Consider the following 14,894-nt stretch of genomic DNA (forward strand, 5'->3'; position numbering starts at 1 on the left):
TTATCCTCCTATGCGCTGGCGGCTCACGCGGGCCAGCCATTCTGATATCAAGAGCGAGACCAGCGCCAGGCCGATAGCGATGAGGCACAGACGAGCCGCCGCCCCCTCCCCGCCCGGAGTCTGGATCAGGGTGTACATCGCCGAAGGCAGGGTACGCGTTTCGCCGGGAATATTGGAGACGAAGGTGATGGTCGCGCCAAATTCCCCTAACGAGCGGGCGAAGGCCAGCACCGTGCCAACAATAATTCCCGGCAGAGTCAGCGGCAACGTAATGGTGAAAAATACCCGCCAGCGGCTGGCCCCGAGGGTTCTCGCCGCCTGCTCCAGTTTGATGTCCACCCCCTCCAGCGCCAGGCGGATGGCGCGCACCATCAGCGGGAAAGACATCACCGCCGCCGCCAGCACCGCCCCGCGCCAGCTGAAGGCAAAGCTGATGCCGAACCAGTCATACAGCCAGCTGCCAATAAACCCGCGCCGCCCCATGGCCACCAGCAGCAGATATCCCACCACCACCGGCGGCAGCACCAGCGGCAGATGGAGAAGGCTGTCGAGCAGCGCCTTGCCGGGGAAGGTGCGCCTGACCAGCAGCCAGGAAAAAAAGATGCCAAAGGGCAGGCTCAAGGCCACCGCCAGGGAGGAGACTTTCAGGCTCAGCAGCACCGCCTGCCATTCGGGTTCGCTCAGAAACATCAGCGGGTGGTAAATCCGTAACGTTGGAAAATCGCGGACGCTTCCGGCCCTTTCAGGTAGTCATAGAAAGCGCTCACGGCCGCATTGCGATGGCCATCGACAATCGCCAGCGGGTATTCGACTTTCTGATGCGACGCCTCCGGGAAGGTGCCCACCACTTTCACCCCTTTGCTGGCCACAGCATCCGATCCGTAGACGATGCCCAACGGCGCTTCGCTACGCTCCACCAGCGCCAGCGCGCCGCGCACGTCTTCCGCCGGCGCAAGCTTCGGCGACAGGGTCTCCCAGGCGCCCAGTTTCTGCAGCGCTTCTTTGGCGTAGATCCCTGCCGGAACGTGCTGCGGATCGCCCACCGCCAGACGGCCCCCTTTCAGCAGGCTGGTCCAGTCGGTTTTCTCATCAATGGTAATCGCACCCTGCGCGCTGGCTTTCGGCGCCACCACCACCAGGCTATTGCCAAGCAGGGTGGCGCGGGTCGCCGGATCGATGGCCTTTTTGTCAGCCGCGTAGTCCATCCACTTTTGATCGGCGGAGATAAACAGATCCGCCGGGGCGCCTGCTTCAATCTGCCGCGCCAGCGTCGACGACGAGGCAAACGACGAGACGACCTCGACGTTTTTCTCTTTCTTATACGCCTGGGCGATATCCTGCATCGCGTTGGTTAACGACGCGGCGGCGAAAACGGTCACTTTCCCCTCGGCCGCCAGCGCCTGACCCGCGACGCACAGCGTGAGTGATACCCCGATAACCCCGCGTAACCAAGAACCTGCCATCTGAATCTCCTGTCAATGCGTTATGTATTCGACAATATAACGATATGCAGAGCATTTTTATAGTGACACAGGACAATAAAACGAAGGGAAATGATGCAGGAGGGAAATAGCACAGCGCCCGGTTAAACCGGGCGCCGGGAAATCAATGATTTTGCTGGCTGCGATCTTTGTGGCCTACGCCGGAGAAGAGGTTGAACACTTCGCCAAGACCGTAAATCAATCCCAGGATGACCGCCATCACCACCGGTACCATGATGACCGCAAAAACCAGACTTTTCAAAAGCTCTAACATGGTTCACTCCAGATAGTATGATTTGCTGATTGTAACGGTTTCAGCCGAAAAAACACGCCCCATTTGTGCGGTGGGTAATGACAAAACCTCGCACAGAGGTTTTGCAACTGGGTGACTATCGGTCACAATACGCTTTTTTGTCAGGAAACGATTATGCAGGCTGAAATTCTTCTCACCCTTAAGCTACAGCAGCGCCTGTTTGCCGACCCCCGGCGGATCGCCCTGCTCAAACAGATTGACCAGACCGGCTCGATAAGCCAGGGGGCGAAGCACGCGGGCATCAGCTATAAAAGCGCGTGGGATGCCATCAACGAGATGAACCAGCTCAGCGAACAGCCGCTGGTGGATCGCGCCACCGGCGGCAAAGGCGGCGGCGGCGCGGTGCTGACCCGCTACGGGCAGCGTCTGATCCAACTGTACGATCTGCTGGCGCAGATCCAGCAGAAAGCGTTTGATGTCCTCAGCGATGACGACGCCCTGCCGCTGGACAGCCTGCTGGCGGCCATCTCGCGCTTTTCCCTGCAGACCAGCGCCCGCAACCAGTGGTTCGGCACCATTACCGGCCGCGATCGCCAGCAGGTGCAGCAGCACGTCGAGGTGTTGCTGGCCGACGGTCAGACCCGCCTGAACGTCGCCATTACCGCCCAGAGCGCTGAAAAGCTGGGGCTCGATGAGGGCCAGGAGGTGCTGGTTCTGTTGAAAGCGCCCTGGGTCGGCATCACCCTCGACCCGGCGGTGGCCCGCCAGGCCGAGAACCAGCTGTCGGGTCGTATCAGCCATATCGAATGCGGCTCCGGGCAGTGCGAAGTGCTGATGACGCTGGCCGACGGTCAGACCCTGTGCGCCACTCTGCCTCAGGCGCAGACGTCTGGCCTGGCGGAAGGGACGGAGGCGATCGCTTACTTCAACGCCGATCGCATCATTCTCGCGACGTTATGCTGACCCCATTGACATTGCGCGCCTGAAGTCGTATCCCTGATGCACATCGCTGCAAAAAATGGGATACATCATGTCATCATTGCAAATTTCGCAAGGCACGTTTCGCCTGAGCGATACAAAAACCTTAAAAATAGACCACCTGAGCGTGGCGGCGGGTGAAAGCTGGGCGTTCGTCGGCAGCAACGGCAGCGGCAAATCCGCCCTCGCGCGAGCCCTGGCCGGTGACCTGACCCTGCTCAGCGGTCAGCGCGAAAGCCACTTCTCCCGCGTAACACGTCTCTCCTTCGAACAGCTGCAGAAGCTGGTCAGCGACGAGTGGCAGCGCAATAACACCGACCTGCTCAGCCCCGGAGAAGAAGATACCGGCCGCACCACTGCGGAGATTATTCAGGACGAGGTGAAAGATCCTGCCCGCTGCGCGCAGCTTGCCGAACAGTTTGCCATCAGCGCCCTGTTGGACCGCCGCTTTAAGTATCTATCCACTGGCGAAACGCGTAAGACCCTGCTGTGCCAGGCCCTGATGAGCGATCCGCAACTGCTGATCCTCGACGAGCCTTTCGACGGCCTCGACGTCAACTCCCGCCAGCAGTTGGCCGCGCTGCTGGCCGACCTGCATCGCGCCGGCCTCACCCTGGTGCTGGTGCTCAACCGCTTCGATGAGATCCCGGAGTTTGTACAATTCGCCGGCGTGCTGGCTGACTGCACCCTCAGCGAGACCGGCGAGAAGTCTTCCCTGCTGCAGCAGGCGCTGGTCGCCCAGCTGGCGCACAGTGAAAAACTGGACGGCATCACCCTGCCGGAGCCGGATGTTCCACCAGCCCATCATGCGCTGGCAGACTCGGCGCCGCGTATCGTGCTCAATGACGGCGTGGTCTCCTACAACGATCGTCCGGTCATCAACCACCTCTCATGGACCGTGAGCCCGGGAGAACACTGGCAGATCGTCGGCCCCAACGGCGCCGGTAAATCCACGCTGCTGAGCCTTATCACCGGCGATCATCCGCAGGGCTACAGCAACGATCTCACCCTCTTTGGCCGCCGCCGCGGCAGCGGCGAGACCATCTGGGATATTAAAAAGCATATCGGCTACGTCAGCAGCAGCCTGCATCTGGACTACCGGGTCAGCACCAACGTCCGCAACGTTATTCTGTCGGGCTATTTTGACTCGATCGGCATTTATCAGGCGGTGTCCGATAAACAGCATAAGCTGGTGCAGCAATGGCTGGATATTCTCGGCATCGATAAGCGCACCGCCGACGCGCCGTTTCACAGCCTGTCGTGGGGCCAGCAGCGGCTGGCGCTTATCGTTCGCGCGCTGGTCAAGCATCCAACCCTGCTGATCCTCGATGAACCGCTGCAGGGGCTGGATCCCCTCAATCGCCAGCTGGTACGCCGCTTTGTCGACGTCCTGATTGGCGAAGGCGCCACGCAGCTGCTGTTTGTCTCGCACCATGCGGAAGATGCCCCGGACTGTATTACCCATCGCCTGGCGTTCGTTCCCAGTGGAGACGGTTACACTTATCAGCTCGGCCCCGTGGCCTGACGCCTCCTGCCGGGGATCGAAAGATCCCTGGTATTTTTCAGAAAAATAGCGCCAACCTAATATAACCAATTGTATATAAAACAAAATAAATTAAATGATGTCGTTTCACCCTCAAGTGTAAACGATTCCACTAACTTGTTCTGTGTCACACTTTTCACTTCTTTGATATGCTATCTTCCTCATACACGATAAGCCGAATGGAGCGAATCATGAAAGTTCTGGTTACAGGTGGTAGCGGTTACATTGGAAGTCATACCTGCGTTCAACTGCTGCAGCAGGGGCATGAGGTGGTGATCCTCGACAATCTCTGCAACAGCAAGCGCAGCGTACTGCCGGTGATTGAGCGTCTCGGCGGCAAAAAAGCCACCTTCATTGAAGGCGATATTCGTAATGAAGCGCTGATGACCGAGATCCTCCACGACCACGCCATTGAAGCGGTGATCCACTTCGCCGGGCTGAAGGCCGTCGGGGAGTCCGTCGCCAAACCGCTGGAATATTACGACAATAACGTCACCGGCACACTGAAATTAGTCTCCGCCATGCGCGCCGCGGGCGTGAAGAACTTCATCTTTAGCTCCTCCGCCACCGTCTACGGCGACCAGCCGAAAATCCCGTATGTCGAAAGCTTCCCGACTGGCACCCCGCAAAGCCCCTACGGTAAAAGCAAACTGATGGTGGAGCAGATCCTGACCGACCTGCAGAAAGCCCAGCCGGAGTGGAGCATTGCCCTGCTGCGCTACTTCAACCCGGTCGGCGCCCATCCGTCGGGCGACATGGGTGAAGACCCGCAGGGGATCCCGAATAACCTGATGCCCTACATCGCCCAGGTCGCCGTTGGCCGTCGCGAATCGCTGGCCGTGTTTGGTAACGACTACCCGACCGAAGATGGCACCGGCGTGCGCGATTATATCCACGTGATGGACCTCGCCGACGGTCACGTCGCGGCCATGGAAAAACTGGCTGACAAAGCCGGGGTCCATATCTACAACCTTGGCGCCGGCGTCGGCAGCAGCGTGCTCGACGTGGTCAATGCTTTCAGCAAGGCCTGCGGCAAACCGATTAACTACCATTTCGCGCCGCGCCGCGATGGCGACCTCCCGGCCTACTGGGCGGATGCCGCCAAGGCCGACCGCGAGCTGAACTGGCGCGTGACGCGCAACCTGGACGAAATGGCGCAGGACACCTGGCACTGGCAGTCCCGCCATCCGCAGGGTTATCCAGACTAAGGAACCTTCATGAGCGTATTTAACCCCGTTGACCATCCGCATCGTCGTTATAACCCGTTAACCGGGCAGTGGATTCTGGTTTCTCCGCATCGCGCTAAGCGCCCCTGGCAGGGGGCGCAGGAAACGCCGGCAAAACAGACCTTGCCGGCCCACGATCCGGACTGTTTCCTGTGCCCGGGCAACACCCGGGTCACCGGCGACACGAATCCGAATTACACCGGTACCTACGTGTTTACCAACGACTTTGCGGCCCTGATGACCGACACCCCGGACGCCCCGGAGAGTGACGATCCGCTGATGCGCTGTCAGAGCGCGCGCGGCACCAGTCGGGTGATCTGCTTCTCGCCAGACCACAGCAAAACGCTGCCGGAACTGAGCCTTGAAGCGCTGGAAGGCGTGGTTAAAGCGTGGCAGGAACAGAGCGCGGACCTCGGGAAAAGCTATCCGTGGGTACAGGTCTTTGAAAATAAAGGGGCAGCGATGGGCTGCTCCAACCCGCACCCGCACGGTCAGGTGTGGGCCAACAGCTTCCTGCCCAATGAAGCGGAACGGGAAGACCGTCTGCAGAAAGAATATTACGCCAGCCAGGGCCAGCCAATGCTGCTGGACTATGCCCGGCGCGAACTGGCCGACGGCAGCCGCACCGTGGTCGACACCGAGCACTGGCTGGCGGTCGTGCCCTACTGGGCCGCGTGGCCGTTTGAAACGCTGCTGCTGCCGAAAGCGCCCGTGCAGCGTATTACCGATTTAACCGACGCCCAGCGCAGCGATCTGGCGCTGGCGTTGAAAAAGCTGACCAGCCGTTACGACAACCTGTTCCAGTGCTCATTCCCCTACTCCATGGGCTGGCACGGCGCGCCGTTTAACGACGAAAACCATAACCACTGGCAGCTCCACGCCCACTTTTATCCGCCGCTGCTGCGATCCGCGACGGTCCGCAAGTTTATGGTTGGCTACGAAATGCTGGCCGAAACGCAGCGCGATCTGACCGCCGAGCAAGCGGCCGAACGACTGCGCGCCGTCAGCGACGTCCATTTTCGTGAATCCGGAGTGTAATGATGAGTCTGAAAGAGAAAACCCAAACCCTGTTTGCTGAGGCCTTCGGTTACCCGGCCAGCCATGTCATTCAGGCGCCAGGCCGCGTCAACCTGATCGGCGAGCATACCGATTACAACGACGGCTTTGTGCTGCCCTGTGCTATCGACTACCAGACAGTGATCAGCTGTGCGCCGCGCGACGATCGTACGGTGCGGGTGATTGCCGCCGATTACGACAATCAGAGCGATGAGTTCTCTCTCGACGCGCCGATTATCAGCCACGACAGCCAGCAGTGGTCGAACTATGTCCGCGGCGTGGTGAAGCATCTGCAGCAGCGGAACAGCCACTTCGGCGGCGCGGATCTGGTGATCAGCGGCAATGTGCCGCAGGGTGCGGGGTTAAGCTCCTCAGCCTCGCTGGAAGTCGCCGTCGGCACCGTGTTCCAGCAGCTCTATCATCTGCCGCTGGATGGCGCGCAAATCGCCCTCAACGGCCAGGAGGCGGAAAACCAGTTCGTCGGCTGCAACTGCGGGATCATGGATCAGCTGATTTCGGCGCTGGGCAAAAAAGACCATGCGCTGCTGATCGACTGCCGTTCTCTGGGCACCAAAGCCGTCTCGATGCCGAAAGGCGTGGCGGTGGTCATCATCAACAGCAACTTTAAGCGCACCCTCGTCGGCAGCGAGTACAACACCCGTCGTGAACAGTGCGAGACCGGCGCGCGCTTCTTCCAGCAGCCCGCTCTGCGCGATGTCACCCTTCAGCAATTCAACGCCGTCGCCCATGAGCTGGATCCGGTCGTCGCGAAGCGGGTACGCCATGTGCTGACGGAGAATGCCCGCACCGTGGAAGCCGCCAGCGCCCTCGAAAAAGGCGACCTGAAGCGGATGGGCGAGCTGATGGCCGAATCCCACGCCTCGATGCGCGATGATTTCGAGATCACCGTCCCGCAGATCGACACCCTGGTGGAGATCGTCAAGGCGACAATCGGCGATAAAGGCGGCGTGCGCATGACCGGCGGCGGCTTTGGCGGCTGCGTGGTAGCGCTGGTCCCGGAAGATCTGGTCGATACCGTGCAGCAGGCCGTTGCCAACGAGTATGAAGCGAAAACCGGAATTAAAGAGACGTTCTATGTCTGCAAACCGTCACAGGGGGCTGGCCAATGGTAACGCAAACCACCGCGCTGGCGCCGGACGGCCAGCCCTGGCAGCAGGTAACCCTGCGCAATAAGGCGGGGATGACCGTCACCGTGGCGGACTGGGGCGCAACGCTGCTCAGCGCCGAGGTGCCGCTGGCCGATGGCAGCCTGCGCCGCCCGCTGCTGGGCTGCGCGAAGCTGGAGGACTATGCCCGCCAGGCCGCGTTTCTTGGCGCCTCGGTAGGCCGCTACGCCAACCGCATCGGCAATAGCCGCTTCCCGCTTGACGGCCAGCTCGTCAACGTTACGCCTTCAAACGACGCGGGCCACCAGCTCCACGGCGGCCCCGAAGGGTTTGATAAGCGCCGCTGGCGCATCGTCCGCGCCGACGAGCAAGAAGTGCTCTTCGCCCTGACCTCGCCCGATGGCGATCAAGGCTTTCCCGGCACGCTGCAGGCCACCGCGCACTATCGTCTGACCGACGATAACCGCATCGCGATTACCTATCGCGCCACCGTGGATAAACCCTGCCCGGTGAACATGACCAATCACGTCTATTTCAACCTCGACGGTGAACAGCGCGACGTGCGCCAGCACCAGTTGCAGATCCTCGCCCAGAGGTATCTGCCGGTGGAAAGCGACGGTATCCCGGGTGGTGAACTCAAAGATGTTGCTAACACCAGCTTTGATTTCCGCCAGCCGAAAACCATCGCCGCCGACTTCCTCGCCGACGCCGATCAGCAAAAGGTGAAAGGATACGATCATGCCTTCCTGCTGGACGCCGGAGGCGACGCCAGCCAGCCTGCGGCGCAGGTCTGGTCGCAGGACGGTAAGCTGCAGATGACGGTCTATACCTCCGCTCCGGCGCTGCAGTTTTACTCCGGCAACTATCTCGGCGGCACCCCGTCGCAGACGACAGAGCCCTACGCCGACTGGCAGGGGCTGGCGCTGGAAAGCGAATTCCTCCCGGATTCGCCGAATCATCCGGAATGGCCGCAGCCGGACTGTGTGTTACGTCCGGGCCAGGAGTACGTCAGCCTGACGGAATATCAGTTTATCGCCCGTTAATAGCCAGCGCCCTCCGCCGGGGGCGCTGCTTTTCGTCCCCGCCCTCCTCTCTGGCGCCTCTTTTTTCAGCAACCTGCTCTATTTTCCGTCACCAAAGGGCAAAAAAATAACCTGTGTTTTACAAGCACCTTACACTGAGCCACTATTTTCGCTATGGTTAGGGATAAGCATTGCCGTGAGCCAAATCACGGCAATATAATGAGAATAGTTATCAATCAATAACACATACACCAACATATTCAGCGCACCGTTCGCGGCGCGAGGGATGGCGTGTAGAGAGGAGTAAGAGAATGGCTGTAACTAAGCTGGTACTGGTTCGTCATGGCGAAAGCCAGTGGAACAACGAAAACCGCTTCACCGGTTGGTACGACGTTGATCTGTCCGAGAAAGGCGTTAGCGAAGCGAAAGCGGCAGGTAAACTGCTGAAGGCTGAAGGCTTCAGCTTTGATTTTGCTTATACCTCCGTGCTGAAACGTGCCATCCATACCCTGTGGAATGTACTGGACGAACTGGATCAGGCCTGGCTGCCGGTTGAGAAATCCTGGAAGCTGAACGAGCGTCATTACGGCGCGCTGCAGGGCCTGAACAAAGCGGAAACCGCTGAGAAATACGGTGACGAGCAGGTTAAACAGTGGCGTCGTGGCTTCGCTGTCACTCCGCCGGAGCTGACCAAAGACGACGAGCGCTACCCGGGCCACGATCCGCGCTATGCAAAACTGACCGACGCCGAACTACCGACCACTGAAAGCCTGGCGCTGACCATCGACCGCGTCGTGCCTTACTGGAACGAAACCATTCTGCCGCGCCTGAAAAGCGGTGAGCGCGTGATCATCGCCGCTCACGGTAACTCCCTGCGCGCGCTGGTGAAATACCTCGACAACATGGGCGAAGACGAGATCCTCGAACTGAACATCCCGACCGGCGTACCGCTGGTGTATGAGTTCGATGAAAACTTCAAGCCGATCAAACATTACTATCTGGGCAATGCGGAAGAGATCGCGGCGAAAGCGGCTGCCGTCGCCAACCAGGGTAAAGCGAAGTAATTTCCCCGGTCAAAACAAAAAAGCGTGGAAATCTCCACGCTTTTTTTATGACCTGCGCTAACGCAGAGTAGCTTAGCCGCGACGGGTTTTCACTGCTTCCGCCAGCTGACGCAGGATCGTTTCGGTATCCTCCCAGCCGATGCAGGCGTCGGTGACGCTCTTGCCGTAGGTCAGCGGTTCACCGCTCTCGAGGCTCTGGTTGCCTTCCACCAGATGGCTTTCAATCATCACGCCCATAATGGCGCGCTCGCCGCCGGCAATCTGCTGGCATACGTCGGCGCCCACTTCCATCTGCTTCTTGAACTGCTTGCTGGAGTTGGCATGGCTGAAATCGATCATCACCTGGGCCGGCAGGCCCGCTTTAGCCAGGCCGATCTTCACGTCCGCCACGTGCTTCGCGCTGTAGTTCGGCTCTTTGCCGCCGCGCAGAATAATATGGCAGTCGCCGTTGCCGCTGGTATTAACGATAGCGGAGTGGCCCCACTTGGTGACCGACAGGAAACAGTGCGGCGCGCCGGCGGCGTTAATCGCGTCGATAGCCACCTTGATGGTGCCATCGGTACCATTCTTAAAGCCCACCGGGCAGGAGAGCCCCGAGGCGAGCTCGCGGTGAACCTGAGATTCGGTGGTACGCGCCCCAATGGCGCCCCAGCTCATCAGATCGGCGACATACTGCGGGGTGATCATATCGAGGAATTCCCCCGCCGCCGGCAGACCGCTGTCGTTAATGTCCAGCAGCAGTTTGCGCGCAATGCGCAACCCGTCGTTGATGCGGAAGCTGTTATCCATATGGGGATCGTTGATAAGCCCTTTCCAGCCGACGGTGGTGCGCGGTTTCTCAAAATAGACGCGCATGACGATCTCGAGCTCGCCCTTCAACGCCTCGCGCAGGGTCAGCAGACGGGAAGCGTACTCTTTCGCCGCCGCCGGGTCGTGAATAGAACAAGGCCCAATCACCACCAGCAGGCGGTCATCATCGCCTTTGAGGATCTGGTGGATCGCTTTGCGAGCATGTGCAACGGTGTTTGCAGCATTTTCGGTAGCAGGGAATTTTTCCAGGAGCGCAACGGGAGGTAATAATTCGTTGATCTCTTTAATGCGTAAATCGTCGTTCTGATAATTCATCTTCTTTCCAGCGTTGCCATACTTATTCAATGAAATGCAATCCCTCCAATCTATCTCTTCGCTGAAATAGTGTAAACGTGATTTTACAGTAGTGATGGAATAATCCTGGAAATAGGCAAAAATACGCCATAAAGTAGCGAACCCAGGCTCATGAACTACAATATTTAACTGTTAAAGCTAATTAAGTCTTACGTTTCAGGATTATATAGTGACACTGCGATCGTCTGCGGAGTCTTAAACCATAGCGAGTCAGATCCCTGGCACACTTACCGCTGGAGGCGTTTTTTACCGCTTCCCGACCCAACAGGAGTATCCGATGAACATGAAAAAACTGACGACCCTTTTGCTCACCGCCACCTTAAGTCTTGCCAGCGGCGCGGCCCTGGCGGCAGACACCGGCGCCCAGTCCAACAATGGCCAGGCCAACTCTTCCGCTGATGCCGGCCAGGTGGCGCCGGATGCCCGTGAAAACGTGGCGCCGAATAACGTGGATAATAGCCAAATTAACTCTGGCTCTGGCGGCACCATGCTTCATCCTGACGGCTCGACGATGAGCCAGGACAATATGTCGAGCGATGAGGTACATAAAAACTCGATGTGTAAAGACGGCCGCTGTCCGGATACCGGTAAGAAACTGGACAACGGCGACAGCATAAACCATGACAACAGCAAAACCGACGGCACCACCCAGTAATTGATGCGGTGAGTGCGAACAGAGAAAAGGCGAGCTGGGCTCGCCTTTTCTCTGTTTGTTATCGTTCTCTGTTTATGCTGTCATAGCGTGATAATGATAACTATCAAGGGACGACACCATGGCGCACTCGCATTCGCACTCCCCTGCCCAGGCTCCGGATAACGGCAACGCCCGCCGGCTGCTTTGGGCGTTCATCGTCACCGCCGGTTTTATGCTGATAGAAGCCATCGGCGGCGCGATCTCCGGCTCGCTGGCCCTGCTGGCGGATGCCGGCCATATGCTCACCGACTCCGCCGCCCTGCTGTTTGCGCTGCTGGCGGTTCGCTTCGCCAGCCGTCCCCCGAACGCCCGCCATACTTTTGGCTGGCTGCGTTTGACCACCCTGGCGGCGTTTCTCAATGCCATTGCTCTGGTGGTGATCACCATGCTGATTGTCTGGGAGGCCATTCAGCGCTTCCAGCATCCGCAGCCGGTCGCCGGGGTGACGATGATGGTGATTGCGGTCGCTGGCCTGCTGGCCAACGTGCTGGCTTTCTGGATCCTGCATCGTGGCAGCGAAGAGCGGAATCTCAACGTGCGCGCTGCGGCGCTACACGTGCTCGGCGATCTGCTGGGTTCGGTTGGCGCGATTGTGGCCGCCGTGGTGATCCTCACCACCGGCTGGACGCCTGTCGATCCGATCCTTTCCGTGCTGGTTTCCTGCCTGGTGCTACGTAGCGCATGGCGGCTGCTGAAGGAGAGTCTGAATGAGCTGCTGGAAGGCGCACCGCGTTCGCTGGATGTGGCGGCCCTACAGCGGGATATCCGCCGCTCTATCCCGGAGGTGCGCGATGTTCACCACGTTCACGTCTGGCTGGTGGGGGAAAAACCGGTGATGACGCTGCATGTGCAGGTGGTCCCGCCGCACGATCATGATGCGTTACTCAACCGCATCCTGCATTTCCTGGAACATAAATATGAAATTGAGCATGCCACGGTGCAGATGGAGTACCAGCCCTGCAGCGGCCCGGAGTGCCATCTCAACACGATGCACGCCGGGCACGATCATCACCACCATCATTAGCCAGAAAACGCGTGAGAACCTCGCTCACGCGCGCTGTTTATCCACATTCGGCTGCCGTTCAGCGCAATGAACGTCAGCAAGAGATATTCCAGCGACATAGCATAGACGCCCTGACGGGCAAAAATCACCACGCTTATGACGTTGACGATGACCCACAGCAGCCAGTTCTCAACGTATTTGCGGGTCATTAAGATCATCGCCACTACCGACAGCACCGTCATACAGGAGTCCCAGAACGGGAAGGCATCCGGCTGCAGTTCCGGCATCGTGACCTGCAAACCAAGCGCTTGCATCAGGCTGACCGCGATTCGCGTCAGGAAGGCAAAAAACGGATTGATAAACAGGGTCAGCAAGCCGATCGCCACCACGCAGGCCGCCAGCCAGCCCAGGGCTTTACTGCGTGGTAGCCAGCGGATCTGCAGCTCGGCCTCATGATTGCTGCTTTGCCGCGACCAGGCATACCAGCCGTAAACGTTAGCGGCAAAGAAGAACAGCTGCAGCAACAGGCTGGCGTACAGCTGGATCTGAAAGAAGATGATGGCGAACAGCGTGACGTTGACCAGACCGAATGCATAGTTGCTGATCTTCTCCAGGCTCGCCAGCCAGATACACAGCAGCCCGGCGATGGTCCCCACGGCCTCTATCCAGGAGAGATCGTACCCCCCGGCGCCGATGGGTATATGTACTAAAATATTCTGCGTGCTAAAAAAATCCATTTCATCCCCTCAGCGTCTTGCGACGCGACAATACGTTATCCCCGTAGTGTAGCCGCAAAATCCAGCATCCGGTTAAGGGGAATTAATGCGCCGGTCCGCAGCGCTTCGTCGACGTGGATTTCATGTTCAGCGCCGCCCTGCTCGAGCCCCTCGGCAATGGCTTTCAGGCCGTTCATCGCCATCCACGGACAATGCGCGCAGCTGCGGCAGGTCGCCCCTTCACCAGCGGTGGGCGCTTCCAGCAGCGTTTTCTCCGGCACCGCCTGCTGCATTTTATAAAAGATACCGCGATCGGTGGCCACGATCAGCTGGCGCTGGGGCAGGCTTTTCGCCGCCGCGATCAGCTGACTGGTGGAACCTACGGCATCGGCCATCTCGACGATTGCCTGCGGCGACTCGGGATGGACCAGTACAGCAGCTTCAGGATAGAGGGCCTTCATACGCGTCAGTGCCTGGGTTTTAAACTCATCGTGCACGATGCACGCCCCCTGCCAGCAGAGCACGTCTGCGCCGGTCTGACGCTGGACATAGCGGCCAAGATGGCGGTCCGGCGCCCAGAGGATCTTTTGACCAAGACTATCCAGATGGTCAATGAGTTCTACGGCGATGCTGGAGGTCACCACCCAGTCGGCGCGAGCCTTCACCGCGGCGGACGTATTGGCATAGACCACCACGGTGCGATCGGGATGGGCGTCGCAGAAGGCGTTGAATTCCTCAATCGGACAGCCCAGATCCAGCGAACACTCGGCGTTCAGGGTCGGCATCAGAATGGTCTTTTCCGGGCTAAGGATTTTGGCGGTTTCCCCCATAAAACGCACCCCGGCGACCAGCAGCGTGGAGGCCGAATGGCGGGCGCCAAAGCGCGCCATCTCCAGCGAGTCGGCTATACAGCCGCCGGTCTCTTCCGCCAGTTGTTGAATTTCAGGATCGGTGTAGTAATGCGCCACCATCACGGCATCGCGCTCGCGCAGCAGACGCTTGATTTTCTCGCGGTAAAACTGCTTTTCGTCGACGGTCAGCGGCTGCGGTTTCGGTGGGAAGGGATAAATCGCCGTTTCAGGATCAAACATTACGCTCATCATGCAATCTCGTTTTACTGGCTTAACTCTAAGACCGTCACTATGGCCTGTCTGCGCCTTAACACGGTCATGGTGTTTTATATGCTAAACAAGATAGCGGATTACGAGCAAAAAGTCGTGATTAATTTTGTACATGAGCACCTATTCCCCGGGGATGATGCTACGCATCTTCCCGGGCTACCGGTTCGTGCCTTATGGCGTCACGGTAAGCGGCGGCAGGGGGTCATGCTGAAGTAGGATTGTGGAGAATGACGCATAGCAAAAAGGCGCCTTTAGGGCGCCTTTTTACATTGGTGGGTCGTGCAGGATGACTCGGCTTCGCCTCGCCCTTCGGGCCGTCGCCGCAAGCGGCTCCGTTGTCTCACTACGTGAGACCCGAACCTGCCGCAGGTTCGAATCCTTGAGTTCAACGCATAGCAAAAAGGCGCCTTTAGGGCGCCTTTTTACATTGGTGGGTCGTGCAGGAT

Annotated in this window: 15 protein-coding genes, 1 other RNA gene and 1 pseudogene; 10 read left to right on the plus strand and 7 right to left on the minus strand. The window is 58.9% G+C overall.

The window, feature by feature from the left end; all coding sequences use genetic code 11:
• From modB to ABLU73_RS13135, 3 genes are all read right to left on the minus strand, one after another.
• Complete coding sequence (modB, locus tag ABLU73_RS13125; protein ID WP_004886033.1) at window positions 1–690, minus strand: molybdate ABC transporter permease subunit; 690 nt, start codon at window positions 688–690, stop codon at window positions 1–3.
• Window positions 690–1,463 (minus strand): molybdate ABC transporter substrate-binding protein, encoded by a 774-nt coding sequence (gene modA, locus ABLU73_RS13130; RefSeq protein ID WP_004886031.1) that lies wholly within the window; start codon window positions 1,461–1,463, stop codon window positions 690–692. The genes modB and modA overlap by 1 nt, the downstream gene beginning before the upstream one ends.
• A gap of 142 nt (window positions 1,464–1,605) precedes the next feature.
• Window positions 1,606–1,755: an AcrZ family multidrug efflux pump-associated protein gene (locus ABLU73_RS13135; RefSeq protein WP_002895156.1), complete on the minus strand. Its 150-nt coding sequence runs from the start codon at window positions 1,753–1,755 to the stop codon at window positions 1,606–1,608.
• Between the two features lie 153 nt (window positions 1,756–1,908).
• Between ABLU73_RS13135 and modE the strand changes: the two genes are divergently transcribed.
• The 7 genes from modE (at window position 1,909) to gpmA (ending at window position 9,750) form a co-directional block, all read left to right on the plus strand.
• Entirely contained in the window at window positions 1,909–2,697 is a 789-nt protein-coding gene (modE, locus tag ABLU73_RS13140) for a molybdenum-dependent transcriptional regulator (protein WP_017899612.1), read from the plus strand.
• Between the two features lie 67 nt (window positions 2,698–2,764).
• On the plus strand, window positions 2,765–4,237 hold the full coding sequence (gene modF, locus ABLU73_RS13145; protein WP_205425970.1) for a molybdate ABC transporter ATP-binding protein ModF: 1,473 nt from the start codon (window positions 2,765–2,767) through the stop codon (window positions 4,235–4,237).
• 209 nt (window positions 4,238–4,446) lie between these two features.
• A complete protein-coding gene (gene galE / locus ABLU73_RS13150) occupies window positions 4,447–5,463 on the plus strand; it encodes a UDP-glucose 4-epimerase GalE (RefSeq protein WP_004886025.1) in 1,017 nt (338 codons plus the stop codon).
• A gap of 9 nt (window positions 5,464–5,472) precedes the next feature.
• Window positions 5,473–6,519, plus strand: a complete 1,047-nt coding sequence (gene galT, locus ABLU73_RS13155) for a galactose-1-phosphate uridylyltransferase (RefSeq protein ID WP_064178085.1) — start codon at window positions 5,473–5,475, stop codon at window positions 6,517–6,519.
• A 2-nt stretch (window positions 6,520–6,521) separates the two neighbouring features.
• Entirely contained in the window at window positions 6,522–7,670 is a 1,149-nt protein-coding gene (gene galK / locus ABLU73_RS13160) for a galactokinase (protein WP_064150443.1), read from the plus strand.
• Entirely contained in the window at window positions 7,664–8,707 is a 1,044-nt protein-coding gene (galM, locus tag ABLU73_RS13165; RefSeq protein WP_017899608.1) for a galactose-1-epimerase, read from the plus strand. The genes galK and galM overlap by 7 nt, the downstream gene beginning before the upstream one ends.
• A 290-nt stretch (window positions 8,708–8,997) precedes the next feature.
• On the plus strand, window positions 8,998–9,750 hold the full coding sequence (gene gpmA / locus ABLU73_RS13170) for a 2,3-diphosphoglycerate-dependent phosphoglycerate mutase (protein ID WP_002895089.1): 753 nt from the start codon (window positions 8,998–9,000) through the stop codon (window positions 9,748–9,750).
• A 72-nt stretch (window positions 9,751–9,822) separates the two neighbouring features.
• Here the strand turns inward: gpmA and aroG are convergent, their stop codons facing one another.
• Window positions 9,823–10,875: a 3-deoxy-7-phosphoheptulonate synthase AroG gene (gene aroG, locus ABLU73_RS13175; protein WP_048294397.1), complete on the minus strand. Its 1,053-nt coding sequence runs from the start codon at window positions 10,873–10,875 to the stop codon at window positions 9,823–9,825.
• Window positions 10,876–11,191: 316 nt separating this feature from the next.
• Here aroG and ABLU73_RS13180 point away from each other — a divergent pair, with 316 nt between their 5' ends.
• Window positions 11,192–11,569 carry a YbgS-like family protein gene (locus ABLU73_RS13180; protein ID WP_004886014.1) on the plus strand — a complete coding sequence of 126 codons (378 nt, stop codon included), beginning with the start codon at window positions 11,192–11,194 and terminating at the stop codon, window positions 11,567–11,569.
• Window positions 11,570–11,687: 118 nt separating this feature from the next.
• Window positions 11,688–12,632 carry a CDF family zinc transporter ZitB gene (gene zitB, locus ABLU73_RS13185; RefSeq protein WP_004886012.1) on the plus strand — a complete coding sequence of 315 codons (945 nt, stop codon included), beginning with the start codon at window positions 11,688–11,690 and terminating at the stop codon, window positions 12,630–12,632.
• Here the strand turns inward: zitB and pnuC are convergent.
• Complete coding sequence (pnuC, locus tag ABLU73_RS13190) at window positions 12,629–13,348, minus strand: nicotinamide riboside transporter PnuC (protein WP_004151689.1); 720 nt, start codon at window positions 13,346–13,348, stop codon at window positions 12,629–12,631. The genes zitB and pnuC overlap by 4 nt on opposite strands.
• A 35-nt stretch (window positions 13,349–13,383) precedes the next feature.
• Window positions 13,384–14,427, minus strand: a complete 1,044-nt coding sequence (gene nadA, locus ABLU73_RS13195; protein WP_023319994.1) for a quinolinate synthase NadA — start codon at window positions 14,425–14,427, stop codon at window positions 13,384–13,386.
• A 69-nt stretch (window positions 14,428–14,496) separates the two neighbouring features.
• Between nadA and ABLU73_RS13200 the strand changes: the two are divergent.
• A pseudogene (locus tag ABLU73_RS13200) lies at window positions 14,497–14,659 on the plus strand (hypothetical protein).
• A gap of 59 nt (window positions 14,660–14,718) precedes the next feature.
• On the opposite strand, the gene ABLU73_RS13205 reads toward ABLU73_RS13200, so the two are convergent.
• Window positions 14,719–14,846: non-coding RNA, RtT sRNA (locus tag ABLU73_RS13205), on the minus strand.
• Window positions 14,847–14,894 lie beyond the last annotated feature (48 nt).

The organism is Klebsiella sp. GG_Kp175, from assembly GCF_040062325.1.
In the GTDB taxonomy this organism is placed as follows: Bacteria; Pseudomonadota; Gammaproteobacteria; order Enterobacterales; family Enterobacteriaceae; genus Klebsiella; species Klebsiella quasipneumoniae.

Excerpts from the sequence above, each read along its gene's own strand:
- modB (WP_004886033.1), bottom strand. The coding sequence starts at position 690 with ATGTTTCTGAGCGAACCCGAATGGCAGGCGGTGCTGCTGAGCCTGAAA.
- modA (WP_004886031.1), bottom strand. The coding sequence starts at position 1,463 with ATGGCAGGTTCTTGGTTACGCGGGGTTATCGGGGTATCACTCACGCTG.
- ABLU73_RS13135 (WP_002895156.1), bottom strand. The coding sequence starts at position 1,755 with ATGTTAGAGCTTTTGAAAAGTCTGGTTTTTGCGGTCATCATGGTACCG.
- modE (WP_017899612.1), top strand. The coding sequence starts at position 1,909 with ATGCAGGCTGAAATTCTTCTCACCCTTAAGCTACAGCAGCGCCTGTTT.
- modF (WP_205425970.1), top strand. The coding sequence starts at position 2,765 with ATGTCATCATTGCAAATTTCGCAAGGCACGTTTCGCCTGAGCGATACA.
- galE (WP_004886025.1), top strand. The coding sequence starts at position 4,447 with ATGAAAGTTCTGGTTACAGGTGGTAGCGGTTACATTGGAAGTCATACC.
- galT (WP_064178085.1), top strand. The coding sequence starts at position 5,473 with ATGAGCGTATTTAACCCCGTTGACCATCCGCATCGTCGTTATAACCCG.
- galK (WP_064150443.1), top strand. The coding sequence starts at position 6,522 with ATGAGTCTGAAAGAGAAAACCCAAACCCTGTTTGCTGAGGCCTTCGGT.
- galM (WP_017899608.1), top strand. The coding sequence starts at position 7,664 with ATGGTAACGCAAACCACCGCGCTGGCGCCGGACGGCCAGCCCTGGCAG.
- gpmA (WP_002895089.1), top strand. The coding sequence starts at position 8,998 with ATGGCTGTAACTAAGCTGGTACTGGTTCGTCATGGCGAAAGCCAGTGG.
- aroG (WP_048294397.1), bottom strand. The coding sequence starts at position 10,875 with ATGAATTATCAGAACGACGATTTACGCATTAAAGAGATCAACGAATTA.
- ABLU73_RS13180 (WP_004886014.1), top strand. The coding sequence starts at position 11,192 with ATGAACATGAAAAAACTGACGACCCTTTTGCTCACCGCCACCTTAAGT.
- zitB (WP_004886012.1), top strand. The coding sequence starts at position 11,688 with ATGGCGCACTCGCATTCGCACTCCCCTGCCCAGGCTCCGGATAACGGC.
- pnuC (WP_004151689.1), bottom strand. The coding sequence starts at position 13,348 with ATGGATTTTTTTAGCACGCAGAATATTTTAGTACATATACCCATCGGC.
- nadA (WP_023319994.1), bottom strand. The coding sequence starts at position 14,427 with ATGAGCGTAATGTTTGATCCTGAAACGGCGATTTATCCCTTCCCACCG.